This is a genomic window from Cupriavidus sp. FW305-26, from assembly GCF_058787975.1.
On record NZ_JBYTAH010000003.1, the window covers coordinates 208,685 to 225,222 of the forward strand.

General features: G+C 61.6%; 15 protein-coding genes and 4 pseudogenes. 9 read left to right on the top strand and 10 right to left on the bottom strand.

Going from position 1 to position 16,538, the window contains the following annotated elements; translation table 11 throughout:
• Positions 1-50 precede the first annotated feature (50 nt).
• Complete coding sequence (locus AC3WQZ_RS03995; RefSeq protein WP_233528047.1) at positions 51-545, top strand: LysR substrate-binding domain-containing protein; 495 nt, start codon at positions 51-53, stop codon at positions 543-545.
• 328 nt (positions 546-873) lie between these two features.
• Here the strand turns inward: AC3WQZ_RS03995 and AC3WQZ_RS04000 are convergent, their stop codons facing one another.
• The 3 genes from AC3WQZ_RS04000 to AC3WQZ_RS04010 are packed head-to-tail and all read right to left on the bottom strand — an operon-like array spanning position 874 to position 4,030.
• Complete coding sequence (locus AC3WQZ_RS04000; RefSeq protein ID WP_058697613.1) at positions 874-1,758, bottom strand: NAD(P)-dependent oxidoreductase; 885 nt, start codon at positions 1,756-1,758, stop codon at positions 874-876.
• 10 nt (positions 1,759-1,768) lie between these two features.
• Positions 1,769-2,584, bottom strand: coding sequence for an enoyl-CoA hydratase/isomerase family protein (locus tag AC3WQZ_RS04005; RefSeq protein WP_058697614.1), 816 nt, complete (start codon positions 2,582-2,584; stop codon positions 1,769-1,771).
• Between the two features lie 54 nt (positions 2,585-2,638).
• The gene (locus AC3WQZ_RS04010; protein WP_058697615.1) at positions 2,639-4,030 is read right to left on the bottom strand and encodes a GntP family permease; all 1,392 of its coding nucleotides are present in this window, start codon (positions 4,028-4,030) and stop codon (positions 2,639-2,641) included.
• 182 nt (positions 4,031-4,212) lie between these two features.
• On the opposite strand from AC3WQZ_RS04010, the gene AC3WQZ_RS04015 reads away from it, so the two are divergent.
• The 3 genes from AC3WQZ_RS04015 to AC3WQZ_RS04025 all read left to right on the top strand — a co-directional run bounded on the left by AC3WQZ_RS04015 (position 4,213) and on the right by AC3WQZ_RS04025 (position 6,671).
• Positions 4,213-5,112 (top strand): LysR family transcriptional regulator, encoded by a 900-nt coding sequence (locus tag AC3WQZ_RS04015; RefSeq protein ID WP_058697616.1) that lies wholly within the window; start codon positions 4,213-4,215, stop codon positions 5,110-5,112.
• A 187-nt stretch (positions 5,113-5,299) separates the two neighbouring features.
• On the top strand, positions 5,300-6,031 hold the full coding sequence (locus AC3WQZ_RS04020) for a CoA transferase subunit A (protein WP_058697682.1): 732 nt from the start codon (positions 5,300-5,302) through the stop codon (positions 6,029-6,031).
• The gene (locus tag AC3WQZ_RS04025; protein WP_058697617.1) at positions 6,015-6,671 is read left to right on the top strand and encodes a 3-oxoacid CoA-transferase subunit B; all 657 of its coding nucleotides are present in this window, start codon (positions 6,015-6,017) and stop codon (positions 6,669-6,671) included. The genes AC3WQZ_RS04020 and AC3WQZ_RS04025 overlap by 17 nt, the downstream gene beginning before the upstream one ends.
• Before the next feature lie 402 nt (positions 6,672-7,073).
• Here the strand turns inward: AC3WQZ_RS04025 and AC3WQZ_RS04030 are convergent, their stop codons facing one another.
• The 4 genes and pseudogenes from AC3WQZ_RS04030 to AC3WQZ_RS04045 form a co-directional block, all read right to left on the bottom strand.
• Entirely contained in the window at positions 7,074-7,382 is a 309-nt protein-coding gene (locus AC3WQZ_RS04030; RefSeq protein WP_058697618.1) for an EthD family reductase, read from the bottom strand.
• A 316-nt stretch (positions 7,383-7,698) separates the two neighbouring features.
• Positions 7,699-8,050: pseudogene (locus tag AC3WQZ_RS04035) on the bottom strand (transposase); the annotation flags it as partial.
• Between the two features lie 314 nt (positions 8,051-8,364).
• Positions 8,365-8,539: pseudogene (locus tag AC3WQZ_RS04040) on the bottom strand (tyrosine-type recombinase/integrase); the annotation flags it as partial.
• Between the two features lie 72 nt (positions 8,540-8,611).
• The gene (locus tag AC3WQZ_RS04045; RefSeq protein ID WP_058697619.1) at positions 8,612-9,475 is read right to left on the bottom strand and encodes a LysR substrate-binding domain-containing protein; all 864 of its coding nucleotides are present in this window, start codon (positions 9,473-9,475) and stop codon (positions 8,612-8,614) included.
• Positions 9,476-9,580: 105 nt separating this feature from the next.
• On the opposite strand from AC3WQZ_RS04045, the gene AC3WQZ_RS04050 reads away from it, so the two are divergent.
• The gene (locus AC3WQZ_RS04050) at positions 9,581-10,447 is read left to right on the top strand and encodes an alpha/beta fold hydrolase (protein ID WP_058697620.1); all 867 of its coding nucleotides are present in this window, start codon (positions 9,581-9,583) and stop codon (positions 10,445-10,447) included.
• 129 nt (positions 10,448-10,576) lie between these two features.
• Positions 10,577-10,829, top strand: a pseudogene (locus AC3WQZ_RS04055) (aminotransferase class V-fold PLP-dependent enzyme); the annotation flags it as partial.
• A gap of 388 nt (positions 10,830-11,217) precedes the next feature.
• On the opposite strand, the pseudogene AC3WQZ_RS04060 reads toward AC3WQZ_RS04055, so the two are convergent.
• Positions 11,218-11,457 (bottom strand): annotated as a pseudogene (locus AC3WQZ_RS04060) (DUF3307 domain-containing protein); the annotation flags it as partial.
• Between the two features lie 102 nt (positions 11,458-11,559).
• Between AC3WQZ_RS04060 and tnpA the strand changes: the two are divergent.
• The 3 genes from tnpA to tnpC are packed head-to-tail and all read left to right on the top strand — an operon-like array spanning position 11,560 to position 14,054.
• Positions 11,560-12,036: an IS66-like element accessory protein TnpA gene (gene tnpA / locus AC3WQZ_RS04065; RefSeq protein ID WP_058697621.1), complete on the top strand. Its 477-nt coding sequence runs from the start codon at positions 11,560-11,562 to the stop codon at positions 12,034-12,036.
• A complete protein-coding gene (gene tnpB, locus AC3WQZ_RS04070; RefSeq protein ID WP_058697622.1) occupies positions 12,036-12,389 on the top strand; it encodes an IS66 family insertion sequence element accessory protein TnpB in 354 nt (117 codons plus the stop codon). Before tnpA ends, tnpB begins: the two co-directional genes overlap by 1 nt.
• Before the next feature lie 57 nt (positions 12,390-12,446).
• A complete protein-coding gene (gene tnpC, locus AC3WQZ_RS04075; RefSeq protein WP_058697683.1) occupies positions 12,447-14,054 on the top strand; it encodes an IS66 family transposase in 1,608 nt (535 codons plus the stop codon).
• A 225-nt stretch (positions 14,055-14,279) separates the two neighbouring features.
• Here the strand turns inward: tnpC and AC3WQZ_RS04080 are convergent, their stop codons facing one another.
• Together AC3WQZ_RS04080 and AC3WQZ_RS04085 are read right to left on the bottom strand one after the other, a co-directional pair.
• On the bottom strand, positions 14,280-14,540 hold the full coding sequence (locus tag AC3WQZ_RS04080; protein ID WP_058697623.1) for a hypothetical protein: 261 nt from the start codon (positions 14,538-14,540) through the stop codon (positions 14,280-14,282).
• Positions 14,541-15,331: 791 nt separating this feature from the next.
• Positions 15,332-16,538, bottom strand: a 1,207-nt coding sequence (locus tag AC3WQZ_RS04085) for a tyrosine-type recombinase/integrase (RefSeq protein WP_492300048.1), incomplete at its 5' end; no start/stop codon positions are given.

A 16,538-nucleotide genomic window follows, 5' to 3' on the forward strand; every position in this document is an offset into this window, starting at 1 on the left:
CTGCTCCGAGTACGGAGGAATCAATTTTAAGGACTTGGATAAATATTCTTATGGGTGAGATACTGTCGGGAGCCCGGCTGGCGTGCGACGGTAGGCAAGTGGACGCTGCTTCATACAGGCCGCGGTCACACTACCTGATCTTCGTCGCGAGCGTGTTGCCAGCGGCGATAAGTCGACGCCATGAGCCACCTCGACCATCTTCGGACGTTCCGGCGCTCCCGCTCATTGCCTATGACGAGGATTTGCCATTGATCCGGCCGATCTGGGCGGCCATGTTCCAATTTGCGCCGACATTGCAGGCCGCGCTGACCATCCCCGATTTGCGCATCATCCAGGACCTGGTCGTCAAGGGACAGGGGTGGAGCGTGTTGCCCGACTATCAGTGCACCGAGGCGCTGGCGTCGGGACGACTGGTTTCCGTCACCCGAGCCAAGGACGCGCCGACCAACAACCTCTATCTGGTATGGAACAAGGCCTCGATGCGCAATCCACGCATCGTTCATGCGCGCGATTTCATTCTTGGCCTGTTCAGCCGGAAGACCTAACGCTCCATGTCGCCCGGTACAAGCCTACATCCTGTATGCGGCTAGCAGAGGTGCGTGCCAGTCGGTACGGCCCTCCTGCCTTAGGTGACCATCACCCAAACTGACATAGTTTCACGATCATGAAAATACATGGCGGGCCAGTACGGCTCATTTGCTGTCTCAAGTTGCTGGTGCAGACCGTTCATTGCGTCGATCTCCTGCTCTGCGCTGCTCCGGTCGGCGCTGCGCGCCAACCCTAGACCACGCGCAAAGCGCGTGATCGAATCCGCGAAGTGGCAATGCCTCGAACGGCGCAAGCCGCGTCTTCATCACCTCAGATGAGCGTGGTTCAAGCAACTACGTGACCATGGCGCATCCATCGTTGCATTGCCTGGCTATCGGTGCTGTCGAGATACTGGGAGACCCGATCCAGTAACCGCAAATCGATACCGGTCGTATCCGCCAGCTTCTTTGCCAGGTGCAGGTCCTTGCTGACGACATTGTGAAGTGAAGTGAATGCGGCTTCGGATCGGGCCCATGCGGCGTACTGGCTTCGGCCAATCCCGGCATCTTCGGTAAGAAAATTGCGTCCGGTACTGACATTCAGAATGGGGGCGAGGCTCTCAAAGCTGACGCCATAGCGTTCCGCCAGGTCGATGGCTTCAGCCGTCAGGAACATGTTTGCGATACAAAGCATGTTGTTGATGATTTTCACAACCTCGCCAGAGCCAAGGGCCCCGCAGTGGAAGATGTTTTTTCCCATCGATCTCATCAACGGCATCACAGCAGCCACATCTTCTGGATCGCCCCCCATCATGACCGTGAGCGTGGCTTGTTCTGCGCCCACGATCCCACCGCTGACGGGCGCATCGATGAGGCGTGCCCCGGAAGCACGCAAGCCGGCGCTGATGGTCTGGAGCGTATCGGGCAAGGTCGTGCTCATCATGCAAACGACTGGCTGGTGTCCCGCCGGAAAGGCGTCTGCAAGTCCGCCCGGCCCGAGCATCGCTTCCAGGATCTGAGCGTCGTTGGCTAGCAGGACGATGATCGCATCTGCAGAGGCACATTCCGCCACCGAGGTTGTCACGCGCGCTCCCTCGCCCGAAAAGGCGTCGAGCACGGCCTGATTCCGATCGCAGACGATGAGATCGAATCCTGCGCGCCGCGCACAGCGAGCCATGGGCGCGCCCATGCTTCCAGCGCCGACAAAGGCCACCCTCTTCATTTCCATCATTTCATCTCCTTCAGACCGAAGAGCGCTGCGAGAATGCCGGCGCGCGCTTTTCCTGCAGGGAGGCCAGCCCTTCGCGTGCCTCGGGACCGCCAAAGCCGATAAATTCCAGTGCCAGCGAGGTGTCGAAAATCGGGCCGGCCTGACGCAGCCAGTTGTTCAACGCATACTTGCTCCAGCGAATCGCCGACGGAGCCCCCGATGCGAGCCGTGTGGCCACTTCCACCGCCTTGTCCTGAAGCGCGGCCTCGTCGACGCACAGCGAAACCAGCCCGATCGATTCCGCCTCTTCGCCATTGAGCGGCTCGCAGAGCAACAGGTGGTATTTCGCTTTTGCCATGCCGCAGAGCAGGGGCCACACGATGGCTGCGTGGTCTCCCGCCGCGACACCCAGCCGGGTATGGCCGTCGACGATGCGTGCGGATCTGGCCGCGATCGAGATGTCCGCGAGCAGGGCGGCCACCAGTCCCGCGCCGACCGCAGGACCGTGAATGGCCGAGACGATCGGCTTCGAGCAGTTGATGATGTTGTAGACCAGGTCCCGGGCTTCACGCCAGACACGGGTCCGGACGTCGAAGTCCTCCGTCATCTCGCGAATCATCTCGAAGTCGCCACCGGCGGAGAAGGCCCGGCCTGCGCCGCACAGGACGACCGCGCTGACCTCCGGGTCGCTGTCGATCCCCTTCCAGACTTCGGCCAGCTCGGCATGTCCACGCGAATCCAGTGCATTCATGCGCTCGGGCTTGTTGAGGGTCAGGCGAAGTACGCCCGTGGCGGGACGGTCGAATGCAATGTTCTGGTAGTCCTGATACAAGGTGCGATGATTCATGGCAGCTTTCATCCTTTGAATAAACAGCGAGAAGCCGGAAGCGGGCCCGGCGCGTCAGAGCAGTCCGGTTGTGTAGAACACCCCGATCACGAAGAACACGGCAAGCGTCTTGATCAAGGTAATGGCGAAGATGTCGCGATACGATTCGCGGTGCGTGAGGCCGGTGACGGCCAGCAGCGTGATGACCGCGCCGTTGTGGGGCAGCGTGTCCATGCCACCGCTGGCCATCGAGACCACGCGATGCAGTACCTCCAGCGGAATCTGCGCGGCGTGCGCACCCTGAATGAACGCTTCGGACATTGCGGCCAGCGCGATGCTCATGCCGCCCGATGCCGAGCCGGTGATGCCGGCCAGCGTGCTGACGGAAATGGCCGCGTTCACAAGCGGGTCCGGAATGCCGCGCAGCGCGTCGCTGACCACGAGGAAGCCTGGCAGCGCGGCAATCACGCCACCGAATCCGTACTCTGACGCGGTATTCATCGACGCCAATAGCGCGCCCGAGACGGCTGCCCTGGTGCCTTCCGCAAAGTGCCGGCGCACCGCGCCGAAGGCCGTCACGAGCACCACGACGATGCCCAGGACCAGCGCACCTTCCACGGCCCAGATCGCGGTCACGCTTGCGACCTTGGTTTCGACCGGCTTCGACAAGCCCGGCAACGACACGCTGTGGGCGTGGCCGTACCAGAGCGGAATCAGGCGCGTGAGCCAGAAGTTCGACACGCCGACCACAATCAGCGGCAGGATGGCCAGCAGCGGCGAAGGCAGCTTGCTTCTTTCCACTCGTTGCGGCTCATTGAGGAGGTTAGTGCCGTAGCCCTCGCCGCGCTTGGCTGCGGCGCGCCGGCGGGATTCCAGATAGAACAGGCCGACCAGGACAAGGAACAGGGACCCCAGAATGCCGAGCATCGGCGCGGCCCACGAAGTGGTCTTGAAGAAGGTGGTCGGGATAATGTTCTGGATCTGCGGCGTGCCCGGCAGCGAATCCATCGTGAACGAGAATGCGCCCAGCGCGATGGCGCCCGGCATCAATCGCTTCGGGATATTGCCCTGACGGTAGAGCTCGGCGGCAAACGGATAGACCGCGAACACCACCACGAACACCGACACGCCACCGTAGGTCAGCAGTGCGCAGACGGCCACAATGACCAGGTTGGCGCGCGCAGAGCCGATATACCGGATCGCGGTGGCGACGATCGATTCGGAAAAGCCTGCCAGTTCGATCACCTTGCCGAACACGGCGCCGAGCATGAACACGGGAAAGTACAACTTCACAAAGCCGACCATCTTCTCCATGAAGACGCCGGAGAAGACCGGCGCGATCGCTGACGGATCGGTCAGCAGCACAGCGCCCAGCGCGGCCAGCGGGGCGAACAGGATGACGCTGTAGCCGCGATAGGCGGCCACCATCAGGCACGCCAGGGCGGCGAGCGCGACAACGACGGACATGGGTGTCTCCAACACTTATTTTGGGATCCTCGAGCAACGAGTGCGGCGGTCGCTACGCTGGCGCGCCCTGTCTGGTTCCGGCGGGGTCGGCTCGAGGTGTTGGAGATTATGTGTATTGCTTTTTTGCACGACAACGGCAAATATGCAAGATTACTGTGCGTCCATGCACATATGGAAATGCCATGCGGAAACATCCGGAATGGAACGACTTCAGGTTCTTTCTCGAACTTGCGCGGAACGGGAAGATTTCCCTGACCGGGGAAAAGCTCGGTGTTGAGCACTCGACCGTGTCACGTCGGATTGACCGTCTGGAAGAAAGCCTGGGCACGGTGCTGTTCGACCGGCGTCGCAATGGCTATTCCCTCACCGACGCCGGCAAGGCGCTGGTTCCGCATGCGGAGCGGATGGAGAATGCGTTGCTCGGCGCCATCGAAGAGAGCGAGGGCCAGTCGGGCGACGTCGTCGGCACGGTTCGGGTTGGCACGCCAGAGGCGTTTGGCATCAACGTGCTGGCGCCCAGCCTGGTGGATCTCCATGCCCGGCATCCCGATCTGCATGTCGAGTTGATGGCGCAGCCCCAGTTTCCCAGCCTCGTGACGCGCGAGGTCGAGATCCTGGTGACGCTGGAGCCGCCGCAGGTCGGCCGCTATACGACGGCGCGCCTGGCTGAAGTGGACTACTTCCTCTATGGCTCGCCGGCGTATCTGAAGGCCCGCCCTGCGATCGGGGCGCTTGCCGATGTTGCCGAGCACGCGTTCGTGGACTACGTCCACGACGGCTCGGTCAGCGAGCGGTATCGCATCCTCGAAGAGCTGACGCCGAGTCCCAGACGGCACTTCACCACGACGAGCGTCCTGGCCCAGCGGGCCGCCGCCGCAGCGGGGATGGGCCTGGTCCTGCTGACGCCTTATGTCGCTGGCACCGGCTCAGATCTCGTCAGCATCTTCCCTGACCAGCCGCTGATTACGCGCACTTTGTGGATCGCCGCGCCCGAAGACCTGTTCCGGATCAGGCGTATCCGCTGTGTGTGGGACTTCATTCGCGAAGTCGTTTCCCGTCACCCGGACGAGTTTCGGCGATAGTTAGCCGCAACACCGCTTTCGCCCAACCCTCCCGTCATCCTTTGTGCATCTGCGCACAACGACCTTGCGTTCGTTGCCGTTGTTGTTGAAAAAAGCACGAACAATAATGGGCAGCACGACAGCGACGTCGGCGGACTTCCTCGACTGATCTGTCAGAACCCCTTGTCAGAAGTGGATGGTGACGGAGATGAACAAACTATTCAGAAGCGCCATGGACGCGCTCGATGGCATTGTCGAGGACAGACAGACCATAGCAGTCGGAGGATTCGGGCTTTGTGGCATTCCGGCGGCCCTGATCTGCGCATTGCGCGATACCGGCGTGACCGGTCTCACCTGTATCAGCAATAACGCCGGCGTTGACGATTTTGGACTGGGCCTGCTGCTCCAGACTCGTCAGATCAGCAAAATGATCGCGTCCTATGTAGGCGAGAACAAGGAGTTCGCGCGCCAGTACCTCAGCGGCGAACTGGCGCTCGAATTCAATCCTCAGGGCACATTGGCGGAGAGGCTGCGCGCTGGCGGCGCTGGCATTCCGGCGTTCTACACACGGACGGGCGTTGGTACCGTCGTGGCCGACAACAAGGAAGTACGCGAGTTCGATGGCGAGCGCTACGTCATGGAGCGCGGCCTCAAGGCCGATATTGCGCTGGTGAAGGCGCGAGTCGCCGACCGTGCCGGCAATCTCATGTTCGGCCGTACCGCCCGCAACTTCAATCCGGAAGTTGCGATGGCCGGGCGCATCACGGTGGTGGAAGTGGAAGAGCTTGTGGAAGTCGGTCAGCTCGATCCCGACGAGATCCATCTGCCCGGCATCTTTGTCGACCGTCTGGTTGTTGTTCCTAATCCGGAGAAACGTATCGAACGCAAGAGCTTCCGCTCGCGCGACAACAAGGAGGCAAGACATGGCGTGGACGCATGACCAGATGGCCGCGAAGGCGGCCGCCGAACTTCGCGACGGGGACTATGTCAATCTGGGCATTGGGTTGCCAACGAAGATAGTTCAGCACGTGCCGGACGGCATGCAGGTATGGCTTCAATCAGAGAATGGCTTGATCGGCATTGGACCACCTCCGTATGAAGACGAGATCGATCCTGACCTGATCGATGCCGCCAAGCAAACCATCACGATGGCGCCAGGCGCATCCATCTGTTCCTCATCGATGTCTTTCGCGATGATCCGCGGCGGTCATATGGATCTTACGATCCTGGGAGGCATGCAGGTCAGCGCGGCTGGGGACCTGGCAAACTGGATGATTCCGGGAAAGATGGTCAAGGGCATGGGTGGCGCGATGGACCTCGTCGGTGGAGTGCGCCGCGTCGTGGTGGTTATGGAACACAACACGCGCGATGGCGAGATGAAGATCCTGGAGCGCTGTTCATTGCCGCTCACCGGAGCGGGAGTGGTCAACCGCATCATCACCGACCTGGCGGTCATCGATGTGACTGGCGCCGGCCTCATCGTCCGAGAGATGGCCCCGGGCGTTTCCAGGGATGTGCTCCAGGCGAGGACTGAGCCAACACTGAGCTTCGATGCCAGCGGTTCTTTTCTATCCGTATAACGAGGTACTGAACGTCTGAAGATGAATGCGGATGCCTTGTCTCCCGGCAAGTATATCTGCGATGTGTCAGCCAAAGCCGGCCATGCCGGCGGTGACGAGGAGCCGGCGGCAACGATGTTGATCCGATGCGAGGTGATGCACAGCTAGCTGCAGAATCAGCATACCTTCGAAGACGCTGCGGATGCTGACGAGGAGCCATGTGCCCACTGTATGGAGCCCTGAGCGCGCGGCAAACAACCAGTCTGTAGGTCACGCTCCATGTGGCGCGAATGACGGGTCCCGCGCCAGCTGTGGTGCCATTTGACATGCGGCTTGCCCCCGGGACCTCCTGCATCGCGATGTTTATCTTGATAGCGGGTACAACCCACCTCCTCTCAAAGAAAGTGGGCCGTAAAACCCAGGCTAAACTTCCTTGGTGTCGAATATGAGCATGTCAACGCCGGACGGGGCAAAGTTGCCGACGTCAGCTGCCGCGGCGGCGCCCTCACGGGAAGCCATCGCCTGCTGGAGCGCAGCCAGCGAATCGAAGCTCAGCACTGCAATCAGGTGAAACGGCGAATCGCCGGCAGGGCTTGAAACTGGGCCGCTGCTGACCTCGTAGCGTCGCAGGCCGGGGATTTTCTTGGCGATTGGAACATGGGTCGAGAAGTAATATGAATCGAACGCCGCCGTGTCTGCAGGCTTCTTGTATAGCACCACCAACTTTGCCATCGTAGTTTCCCTAAAAAACGTGAGTTTGCACAGCACAGCGATCAATGCAAGGACTAGCAGCCGACCGTTGCGGGTTCAGGCTGTCGTGACTTGGTCCTTGCTTGGCGTCCATGCCGTGCCTCGAACCGATCAGCGTGCGCCAGCTCGGGTTCGGGTCGCGCTCAAATCACGGTGATGTCTTAAAGGTTAGGCGCCAATGCTGTCAGAGAGAATTGGCCCGCTGCGCAAGATTGCGTTGCGTGTGCCGCAACCTGAAAACTATGTATGTGATGGAAACGAGACAAAGCGGCCACTGAGGCATGCACTATGCAATCTACTGGTCTGCGCGCCGTTGGAGAACGGCCGTCTTGCGCGCCGGATGACGTCCAGGCGGCCTCGACGAACACCCGCCGCACGTGGCTATTGCCGGCCTTGGTTATGCCGCCTCGTCGGTCTCGTTTGCCGCTGGAATGCTCGCTTGGCACCAGGCCCGAATACGCCATCCGTTGCGGCGCATCGGAGAAGCGTCGCTAATCGCCAAGCTCGGCGACTACGGTTACTGGAGCAATCAGGCTGACATCCTGCAAGGCCATCCATGCCTCGGTCACCGGCCACACCGGGCAGTCTTACACCGCGCGTTCGATTGCCTGCTCCAGGCTCGCTACAAGTTGGCTGCAAGACTTGACCGTTAGCCAGTCACTTCAGATCGATGTATGAGCAAGAGTCCGTGTGCCCCCGCATTGACGGGTGAGGCGATGCCGGAAGGGAAACCCGCGTGCAGCCCAGAATCTCGGAAACGCGTGGGAAGAAGGCGAAGGGGGCTTGGTGAGGAACGATAGTTTTTGCCGGCGGAAGCTGACGTCCTGCGCTCAGTTGCGCGCATAGGGAACCGCAATTGAGCCGGCGACTATGGAATGATCCGATTCGCGCGTAGTTTGTCGAACTGCCGCAGGAACATGTCCTGCGATTCTTGAGCTTCATCAAAGCCATACTGACGCGCCTTGGCGGTCAACGGCCCGGCAAACGGGCGCCGATTAGGGTGACCACCCGCGAGCGTTCTTCCTAGTACCGGCCAGCACCCAGCATGCCGCCGGTTGCGGGTCGGCCAAGAAGCGCTCGTAGGCGAGCATGTCCTCATGAGTCAGTGACGAGAGTGGCTTATCCAGTTGCAGCACGGCCCTCTTTCGACATCGTTCTCCCCAACTTTCCCACGCACTCGTATATCTGGGGCGAACGCCATCGCAGCGCGTTTATGCGTGTAGCTCAGCGACAATACGTTCCGCGAGAAAATCGCAGGGGGGCCGGTTCGACTTGACACTCCGCGCAAGTATGATCTCGAGCGTGCCAATCTCAGGCAGTCCCTGCGCAGACCCGAGCAACGTAAAGTCAGGCGGCACCGCACACCGTGCCAGTGGGGTAATGGCGAGGCCGGCTCGGGCCATCGTTAGCAGGCCCAGCAGACTCGGACTCTCATATGAGGTTCGATACGCAATCTTTACGCGCTCAAGGCTTCGAATCGCCTTCTCGCGTGCGACGCTTCCAGGCAGAAACACGGCAATGGGTAGCGGCCGCTCTCGCCAGATATCAGTGGAGCCTGGGGCGGCTGCCCACACCATGGGCTCATGCCGCAAGAACTCACCGGTCAGCCCTTTGACACGTGTCGCGCAGACGAGATCTACCGTGCCGTCTCGCAGCATCGGGGCTAGCGCGACGCTGGGTAGCCCGATCACCTGGATTTCGACCTTGGGATAGCTGGCCGAGAACTTCTTGAGAATCGGCGGAAACAGTGAGGTCGCGTAATCGTCAGGTACGCCGATCACCACGCGGCCAGTGACGTCCGGTCGCACGACCGCTGCCCATGCCTCATCGCGTAGTGCAATGATCCGGCGCGCATACGTCAGAAGGACCTCTCCGTCCTGCGTCGGAATCACGCTGCGCGGCTTGCGCACGAAGAGCGCCTTGCCGAGGGCCGATTCCAGCGTTTTGATCTGCATGCTCACCGCCGATTGCGAGCGATGCACGAGGTCGCCCGCTCGGCTGATCGTGCCCGTATCTGCGACGGCGATGATCATGGTGAGAACGTCGACGTCGAGGGCTTTCCGCTCAGTGCTCATGCGCTTTCTCTTGTACAGGTATCAGAAAATCTGAAAGATTCCATCAATATTATGCGATTTTCTTTTTGGGTGCGGTGCAGCAAAGTCTGCGAAAAGGAGTTAGACATGAATGCCCGAGCGCCCCTTACTACGCTGGCTCTTGCCGGTGCCTGGCCACAACCCTCTTTTGTTTCCACCGCCTCTGGCATCGCCGTTCCATACGTGGAAGCTGGAAGCGGCGAGCCAATGGTATTCGTGCACGGGTCGCTGTGCGATTTCCGCTATTGGGACCCGCAGCTCGCTTCGTTATCGAAGAACTTCCACTGCTTCGCTCCGAGCTTGGGCCACTATTGGCCGGAAACCGGTGCATTCGGACGCGGCGCCTTCAGTTGGGAGGCGCACGTCGCTGAAATTGCGGAGTTCATCGCGGCGCTGGGTCTGGAGCCGGTCCATCTGGTCGGGCACTCGCGCGGCGGTTGCATCGCGTTTCACCTGGCGCGCGAATACCCTCACTTGGTGAAGACGCTCACCCTCGCTGATCCGGGCGGCCCAGTGCAGGCAACGCCGCAAGCAGAGGCCGGAAAATTGCCGCCGGCCACCCACGCGTTGAGAGCGAAGGCCGCAGAACTGATTGAGCAGGGCGAATTCGATGCCGGTCTGAATCTGTTTGTAGACTCGGTAACCATGCCTGGCTTTTGGAGCAAGAGTTCCCAGAGCTTCCGCAGGATGGCGCTCGATAATGCGCCCACACTGCCGAAGCAGCTGCTTGACCCGTTGCCCGCCTACACACGTGAAGCCGCCCGTGAAATCCAGTGTCGAACGTTGCTGATCGACGGGCAAAAGAGTCCGCGCATGTTCCGTAGCACGGTCGAGAAGCTTCAAGAATGGATCGGGCGCGCTGAGCGTCAGACAATTGCCGGAGCATCTCACGGCATGAATATTGCCAACCCAGGCGCGTTCAATCGGGCGGTTGCCGGGTTGGCTACTGGCTAGAGGGGCCTTGCGTCCAGGGCACACATGGGCTTCTCTCGCCTACGGGGGCGGCCTCTAGCGGGCATACAGTCTGGCTTGCCGGACGATAGTAACAAGTCGTCTGGCACAACTGCCTTCCGACGTGCCAGACGCCGCTACTTGGTGCAGTTGCTTGGCGCCGACCCGCGCGAGATCATCTGGACCTCGGGCGCGACCGGGGGGAATAACTTGGCGATCAAGGGCGCTGCGCAGTTCGATCGAGCGGCGGCATCTAGTGACCGTTCGCCCCGAGCACACGGCCGTGCTTGACACTCGCCGAGAACTGGAGCGGCGGGGTTTCGAGGTGACGTACCTGGAGGTCGGTTCCGACGGCCTTATCTACCTCGACACGCTCGCAGCGTCTACAGGCCAGCACGCGTCCAGCCCTTCGTTGCCGTTGAGGTCATGTCCGCCGGCACCTACGCCAAGGCGTAAGCGGAAAATGGAAGTACGCGGTCCCTGGCACGACGCGCTCGGGACCCTTGATTTTCAAGAACGCTCTCTCCGCCGCGCCCTATCTGTTCGCGACATAATCGTGTTGGTGATCGGCGTGCTCGTCGACAGTGAGCCGCGTGGTCACTTCGCTGGCCGGTCGTCGGCGCCACCTTATGCGCGCGTCAGTCGCGGGCGAGCTCGGCAATCACCGAGTCGGTCACAGGCACCGGGGTCTTGGCTTGTCGCCTGCGACCGACGATTTCCAGCTACCAGCCCTGGTCCCCCCTGCGCGTCGCTGGCAGGGGGTCTCAGCGCTTTCAGTCCAGCCTCCCAACCAGCCAGACGATGGCAAGATAGGTCAGCACGTGCGCGTACTGGTCCAGGCCAAATGCCCACCAGAACTGCGGCAGATTCGGTGTCAATTTGGCGCGTCGGCCGAGACGCACCTTCCAGCGATCGATCATGTAGTGAACGACAGCGTCGGTGATCCCTAGCCAGAGCCAGTAGGCCATACCGAAGCCGGCGAGCAGCACCGCGGTACACAGGCCATGCAAGCCCGCGTGGGCATAACCACCGTAAGCGCGAAATTAAGCGCACCTAGCTTTTGTGGCTGAGAGTGGGCAGGCTTGCGTCCGCAACCACCATTTGCGGACGCAAGCATGATGGACAACGAATGTGAAGTTCCGCCGCTGAGAGTGACCCGTGTTCGCTCCAACGGGAAGCGAGACTTTGACCCCAGGGATAAGCGCCAACTGGTCGAGGCGTGTCTGCGGCCAGGGGTATCGGTAGCTGGGATGGCGCTCAAGGTCGGCATCAATACGAACCAGTTGCGCAAGTGGATTCGGCTGCACCAAGCGGCAACGGAAGCCGCGGCGGCCGACAGCGCGGAGCTTGCAGTGCCAGCGTTCGTACCGGTCATCGAGATTAGCGGGGTAAAGCGAGTTCCGGAGTCGCCGCTGGCGCGGGAATGCCTGCCAGCCCAGGCGCCTGCTTCCACCCAACCATCGGTACGACCGTCGCTGAAACCTGCACTACTGACGGCGCGGCTGCCCAACGGCGTGACGGTCGAACTTGAATGCGGCGGACAGGACGTTGCGCTGGTGAAGGCGATGATCGAAGCGCTGGGAGCGCGTTGATGTTCCGATTCGACGCTAACGTACAGGTCTACCTGCACCGCAATGCGGTGGATTTCCGCCTCGGGATCAACGGGTTGGTTGCCCTGGTCGAACAGTCGATGCAGCTTGATCCGTTTGCCCGCGCCGTCTATGCCTTTCATAACCGTCGGCGCAACCGCATCAAGCTGTTGCTGTGGGACCGCAACGGCTTCTGGTTGCTGCTCAAGCGCCTGGAGGAAGACCGCTTCGTGTGGCCACGGCGCCAGCAGGCGGTGATCGAGCTGACAACCGAGCAGTTGCACTGGCTGCTGGACGGCATCGACGTGGACGCGGTGAAGCGCCACCCGTCACGCAAATATCAGCACACGGCTTGATGGTCGTTCGGGGTGACGTATACCCGATTGCGCCATGGCTGCACTATCGTGTTCAGCATGAACGAACACGACCTCTCCCAATTGCCGCCGGCCGCCCAGGCCTATATCCGCGAGCTCGAAGCGAAGGCTGCCACCAACGCCCAGCACATCGCCGAGCTGAACGAGCGCATCAAGCTCCTTGAGGAACAGTTCCGCCTCGCACAGTCCAAACGCTTCGCACCAAGCAGCGAGAAGCTCAAGGACCGAGTGTTCGACGAAGCCGAACAAATGGCCACTGCGGAGCCGGCCGACGACGATGAGGATGACGCGCTCGCGCCGCCAGACACGGGGCTGCCAGAGCCTGATAAGCCCGCAGGCCGCAAACGTGGCCGCAAGCCGCTGCCGGCGGACATGCCGCGCCAGCGAATCGAGTACGACCTGACCGAGGACCAGAAGATCTGCCCATGTTGCCAGGGTTCGATGCACCGCATGGGCGAGGAAGTCAGCGAGCAGTTGCACATCGAAGCAAAGGTCTCCGTTCTGCAGCACGTCCGCTTCAAATACGCGTGTCGGCACTGCGAGCGCAATGCCGAACGCACGCCGGTGTTGACTGCGCCGATGCCGGCGCAACCACTGCCGGGCAGCAACGCCAGCCCAGCGATGCTGGCAACGGTGACCACCGGCAAGTACGTTGATGGCACGCCGCTCTATCGGATGGAAGACGCGCTGGGTCGCGCCGGCATCGAAGTTGGCCGCGGCACACTGGCCAACTGGATCATCCGGCCTGCGCAACTGCACTACAGCCGGCTGTACGAGGCGCTGCGCCGCACGCTGCTGTCGCAGCCACTGATCCATGGCGACGAGACGACGGTGCAGGTGCTCAAGGAGGAAGGCAAGGCCGCGCAGAGCAAATCGTACATGTGGGTGTATCGCAGCGCGGAGGACTGCGAGCATCCGGTGGTGCTGTTCGACTACCAGCCGGGGCGCGGACAGGAGTATCCGCAGGCGTTTCTCGCCGGCTACGAGGGCATGCTAATGACCGATGGCTACAGCGCCTGGCGCACGCTCGAAGGCGTTACCCACTTTGGCTGTGTTGCGCACGCGAGGAGAATGTTCGTTGATGCGCAAAAGGGGCAGAAAAAGCCCAGCGCTCGAGTACTAAAGGCGCTCGAGTACTTCCAGGCCCTGTATCAGGTCGAGACGCTCGCCAAGGCAGACCTGCCCGAAGGCGAAACGCGCGTCAACTACACGTACCGGCTGCGTCAACAGCACAGCGTGCCGCTGCTGGAAGCCCTCAAGGCATGGCTGGACCAGCAGGCGCCGCAGGTACTGCCGGAAAGCCTGCTGGGCAAGGCCATCGCCTACGCGCGCAACCAGTGGGAATACCTGAGCCGATATGTTATCGATGGGCGTGCGCCCATCGATAACAATCCGGTCGAACGTGACATCCGCCCATTCTGCACAGGGCGAAAGGCATGGCTCTTTGCAGACACTGTCGCGGGGGCGAAGGCGAGCGCCATGATCTACAGCCTGATGCTTACGTGCCGCGCCTGTGAGGTCGAGCCGTATGCTTATCTGCTCCACGTGCTCACAGAGCTGCCACAGCGCGCGCTGGAGGCTGACATCAGCGACCTGTTGCCGTTCAACTTCCCCCGGCGGCAAACCGCGCCGCCGCACCCTGCCTGAGCGGCGGGTCGATAGTTGCCTGGGTATTCCGGTTCAACGTGACCGCCGATTCCGGTATCGTGACCGGCCATTCCGGCATCGTGATCGGCCATTCCGGACAGCCGGGAAAATCGGTCACGTTCATCCGGAATCGGCGGTCACGTTCACCGGAATACGCAGTTGCCCCCAAGTCGGGGACTCCATCACACGGAGAGAAGCCCCTCGTTACCCGGTAACAGCGAGGCGCTAGCGGGGGACGTTGAAATAGAGATCCCACTGCTCCGAATCCGGATTGAGCCTGCGCACGATCGCGTCGTCCGCTCGTGCGATCAGCCGCTCCAGCATCTGACGCTTTGTTACCGTGTAACGGTGCGCCAGCCGGGCGAGAGCAAGGTCGGCTTCCGTACTGACCCACATATCCAGCCGCCGCTCTCCGTTGCCGTCCTTGCCCGCCGTCGCGCGCCTTGCCCGATAGGCGGCCTGCCGCTGTGCTGTCGTCTGCGCCATCTGCACTCCTCATGATCGTTACCCGGTAACACTCCGGTGTGGCGACGTTACCGGGCGTGAAGTGTAATAAAAGTAGTTCGTCAGTGGCTGAGCACAAGGCCAATTAAATCAATAAGTTAGCGTTTCTTGTGTGGGCGTCCGTATCAACATTGCTACGATTTTTCGAGTAGTAATCCTGGCACTTTCGTGAGGCGCGAAGTAATTCTGAAACGATCGCGGGTCCGTCACCTCGTGTCATCTTTACTACTTTTCGCTCTGACTACGCGGATTCGCTCGGGGTGATTAAAAGGAGCGTTCGCGCGAAACATTCCAAAATAAGGCTGCAATCGCAGCCGAGAACTCCGAATGTGAGGTGGCCTTGCCGCAGAGTGAGAGTAGTCGCGCAGGGGACACGATTTCTCCGAACTGCGGAAGTAAAGATGATACGTTCTGCGTGATTAAGCGCGCGAATCAACATTACTTCGCACAGGGAGCGCGATTACTACACTTCACGCCACCGGGACCTTGTTTCGCATGGGAAAGATACAGTCGCACGAATGCTGAGCGAAAAATTGCTACGTTCGCATGAATGTTGAGCGTGGCTCGCACGAATGGCGATCCTCAACAGAAGTAGAGCGCTTCGACGAGACGCCGCCGCCAATGCGCGCGTTCGACCCGCCTCCTCATGTCCCGTAAGCGGCTCTTATAAAATGCAATTAATCACCTTGATGCGCCCGAAGACTTGAACGGGAAGCTTGCATCAATGGGATGGCGCCGAAATTTCACGATGGTGATGATACGGCGCCCGGTTGCTATTTCTTGCTTCCCCAACCAATCCGATGCCGCTCCTGCGTGGCCTCATGCCGCGCATCCTCCTCGCTGTGCAGGTAGCCGCTCGTCGTCGACAGCGAGCTGTGCCCGAAGTTGTCCCGCACAAAGCGCAGGTCGACCTGCTGGTCGGTCATATGCGAGCCAGCGGTGTGGCGCAGCCAATGGGCCGAGGCACTGGCCAGCACCGCGGCCTGTGCTTCCCATTCCGGCCCCCGCGCGCGCAGGCGCGCCGCGGCCATGCCAAACACCTCTTTCAGGATCAGGTGCAGCGCTCCGCGTGACAGCGGTTTCTCGCTGTCCGCTTTTCCAATCACCGGCAGCACCAGTGGCCGCGTCTCCCCGAACTGCGGAGTCGGCGGCAATGCGTGGGCGCGGCGGTAGCGCGCCAGTTCGGCAATCAGCTCGTCGGTCGCCGGCACCAGCCGCGTCTTGCTGCCTTTGCCGGTCACCTCCAGCCACCAGCGCTCGATGCCCTGGGCATCGCGGCGGCAGAAGAACGCCCCCATGGGGGTGGCCGTCACCTCCGACGCACGCAAGCCGCCCAGATAGAGCACGGTCAGCACCCAGCGGCAGCGCGCCGCATGCAGGCGTTCTCGCGCGTTTTCGGTTGGCATCGCTTCGACCGTGTCTTTGACGATCGCCCACATGTCGTGGCTCAGATAGCGGGTGATGCGCGCCTTGGTTGGCGCGCGCCGACGGCGGGCGAGGGCGAGCGGGTTACCGGCCACGTAGCCCGCCTCGGTGAGCCAGGCGAACAGCGCGTTCAGGATCACCAGCGCCTGGCGCACGCTGCCGGGCGACAGCGGCCCGGCGAACGGGCGCCAGTCCGGATGGCTGCGCGCGAGCTTCTTGCTGCCGGCCAGGACCCAGCGGGCGGCCGGCTGCGGATCGGCCAGAAAGCGCTCATAGACGAGCAGGTCCTCGTGCGTCAGGGAAGACAGCGGCTTGCCGAGCTGTAGCACGGCCCACAGGATCAGCCGCTCCACCTCGCGGCGATAAACGGTCACCGTCGCCGCGCTGTCGGCGTAGCGCGCGAGCCAGGCGGTCACGGCGGACAGGTCGTCGGTCGCCGCGATGCGGGTGGCCGTGGCGGGCGCTCGGTTGCTGCCGTCGTGCCCGGACAGCGCCGACGGCAGCCGTAACTGCTCCAGCGGAGTGGGTAGGGCGGCGAGGGGGGCGGACGTAGGT

What these genes read in the sequence shown, in the direction of transcription:
- AC3WQZ_RS04005 (WP_058697614.1), bottom strand. Translation starts at nt 2,584, where the DNA reads ATGAATCATCGCACCTTGTATCAGGACTACCAGAACATTGCATTCGAC.
- AC3WQZ_RS04030 (WP_058697618.1), bottom strand. Translation starts at nt 7,382, where the DNA reads ATGGCAAAGTTGGTGGTGCTATACAAGAAGCCTGCAGACACGGCGGCG.
- AC3WQZ_RS04025 (WP_058697617.1), top strand. Translation starts at nt 6,015, where the DNA reads ATGGCGTGGACGCATGACCAGATGGCCGCGAAGGCGGCCGCCGAACTT.
- AC3WQZ_RS04015 (WP_058697616.1), top strand. Translation starts at nt 4,213, where the DNA reads ATGCGGAAACATCCGGAATGGAACGACTTCAGGTTCTTTCTCGAACTT.
- AC3WQZ_RS04080 (WP_058697623.1), bottom strand. Translation starts at nt 14,540, where the DNA reads ATGGCGCAGACGACAGCACAGCGGCAGGCCGCCTATCGGGCAAGGCGC.
- AC3WQZ_RS04045 (WP_058697619.1), bottom strand. Translation starts at nt 9,475, where the DNA reads ATGAGCACTGAGCGGAAAGCCCTCGACGTCGACGTTCTCACCATGATC.
- tnpC (WP_058697683.1), top strand. Translation starts at nt 12,447, where the DNA reads ATGAACGAACACGACCTCTCCCAATTGCCGCCGGCCGCCCAGGCCTAT.
- AC3WQZ_RS03995 (WP_233528047.1), top strand. Translation starts at nt 51, where the DNA reads ATGGGTGAGATACTGTCGGGAGCCCGGCTGGCGTGCGACGGTAGGCAA.
- AC3WQZ_RS04020 (WP_058697682.1), top strand. Translation starts at nt 5,300, where the DNA reads ATGAACAAACTATTCAGAAGCGCCATGGACGCGCTCGATGGCATTGTC.
- AC3WQZ_RS04000 (WP_058697613.1), bottom strand. Translation starts at nt 1,758, where the DNA reads ATGATGGAAATGAAGAGGGTGGCCTTTGTCGGCGCTGGAAGCATGGGC.
- AC3WQZ_RS04010 (WP_058697615.1), bottom strand. Translation starts at nt 4,030, where the DNA reads ATGTCCGTCGTTGTCGCGCTCGCCGCCCTGGCGTGCCTGATGGTGGCC.
- AC3WQZ_RS04050 (WP_058697620.1), top strand. Translation starts at nt 9,581, where the DNA reads ATGAATGCCCGAGCGCCCCTTACTACGCTGGCTCTTGCCGGTGCCTGG.
- tnpB (WP_058697622.1), top strand. Translation starts at nt 12,036, where the DNA reads ATGTTCCGATTCGACGCTAACGTACAGGTCTACCTGCACCGCAATGCG.
- tnpA (WP_058697621.1), top strand. Translation starts at nt 11,560, where the DNA reads ATGATGGACAACGAATGTGAAGTTCCGCCGCTGAGAGTGACCCGTGTT.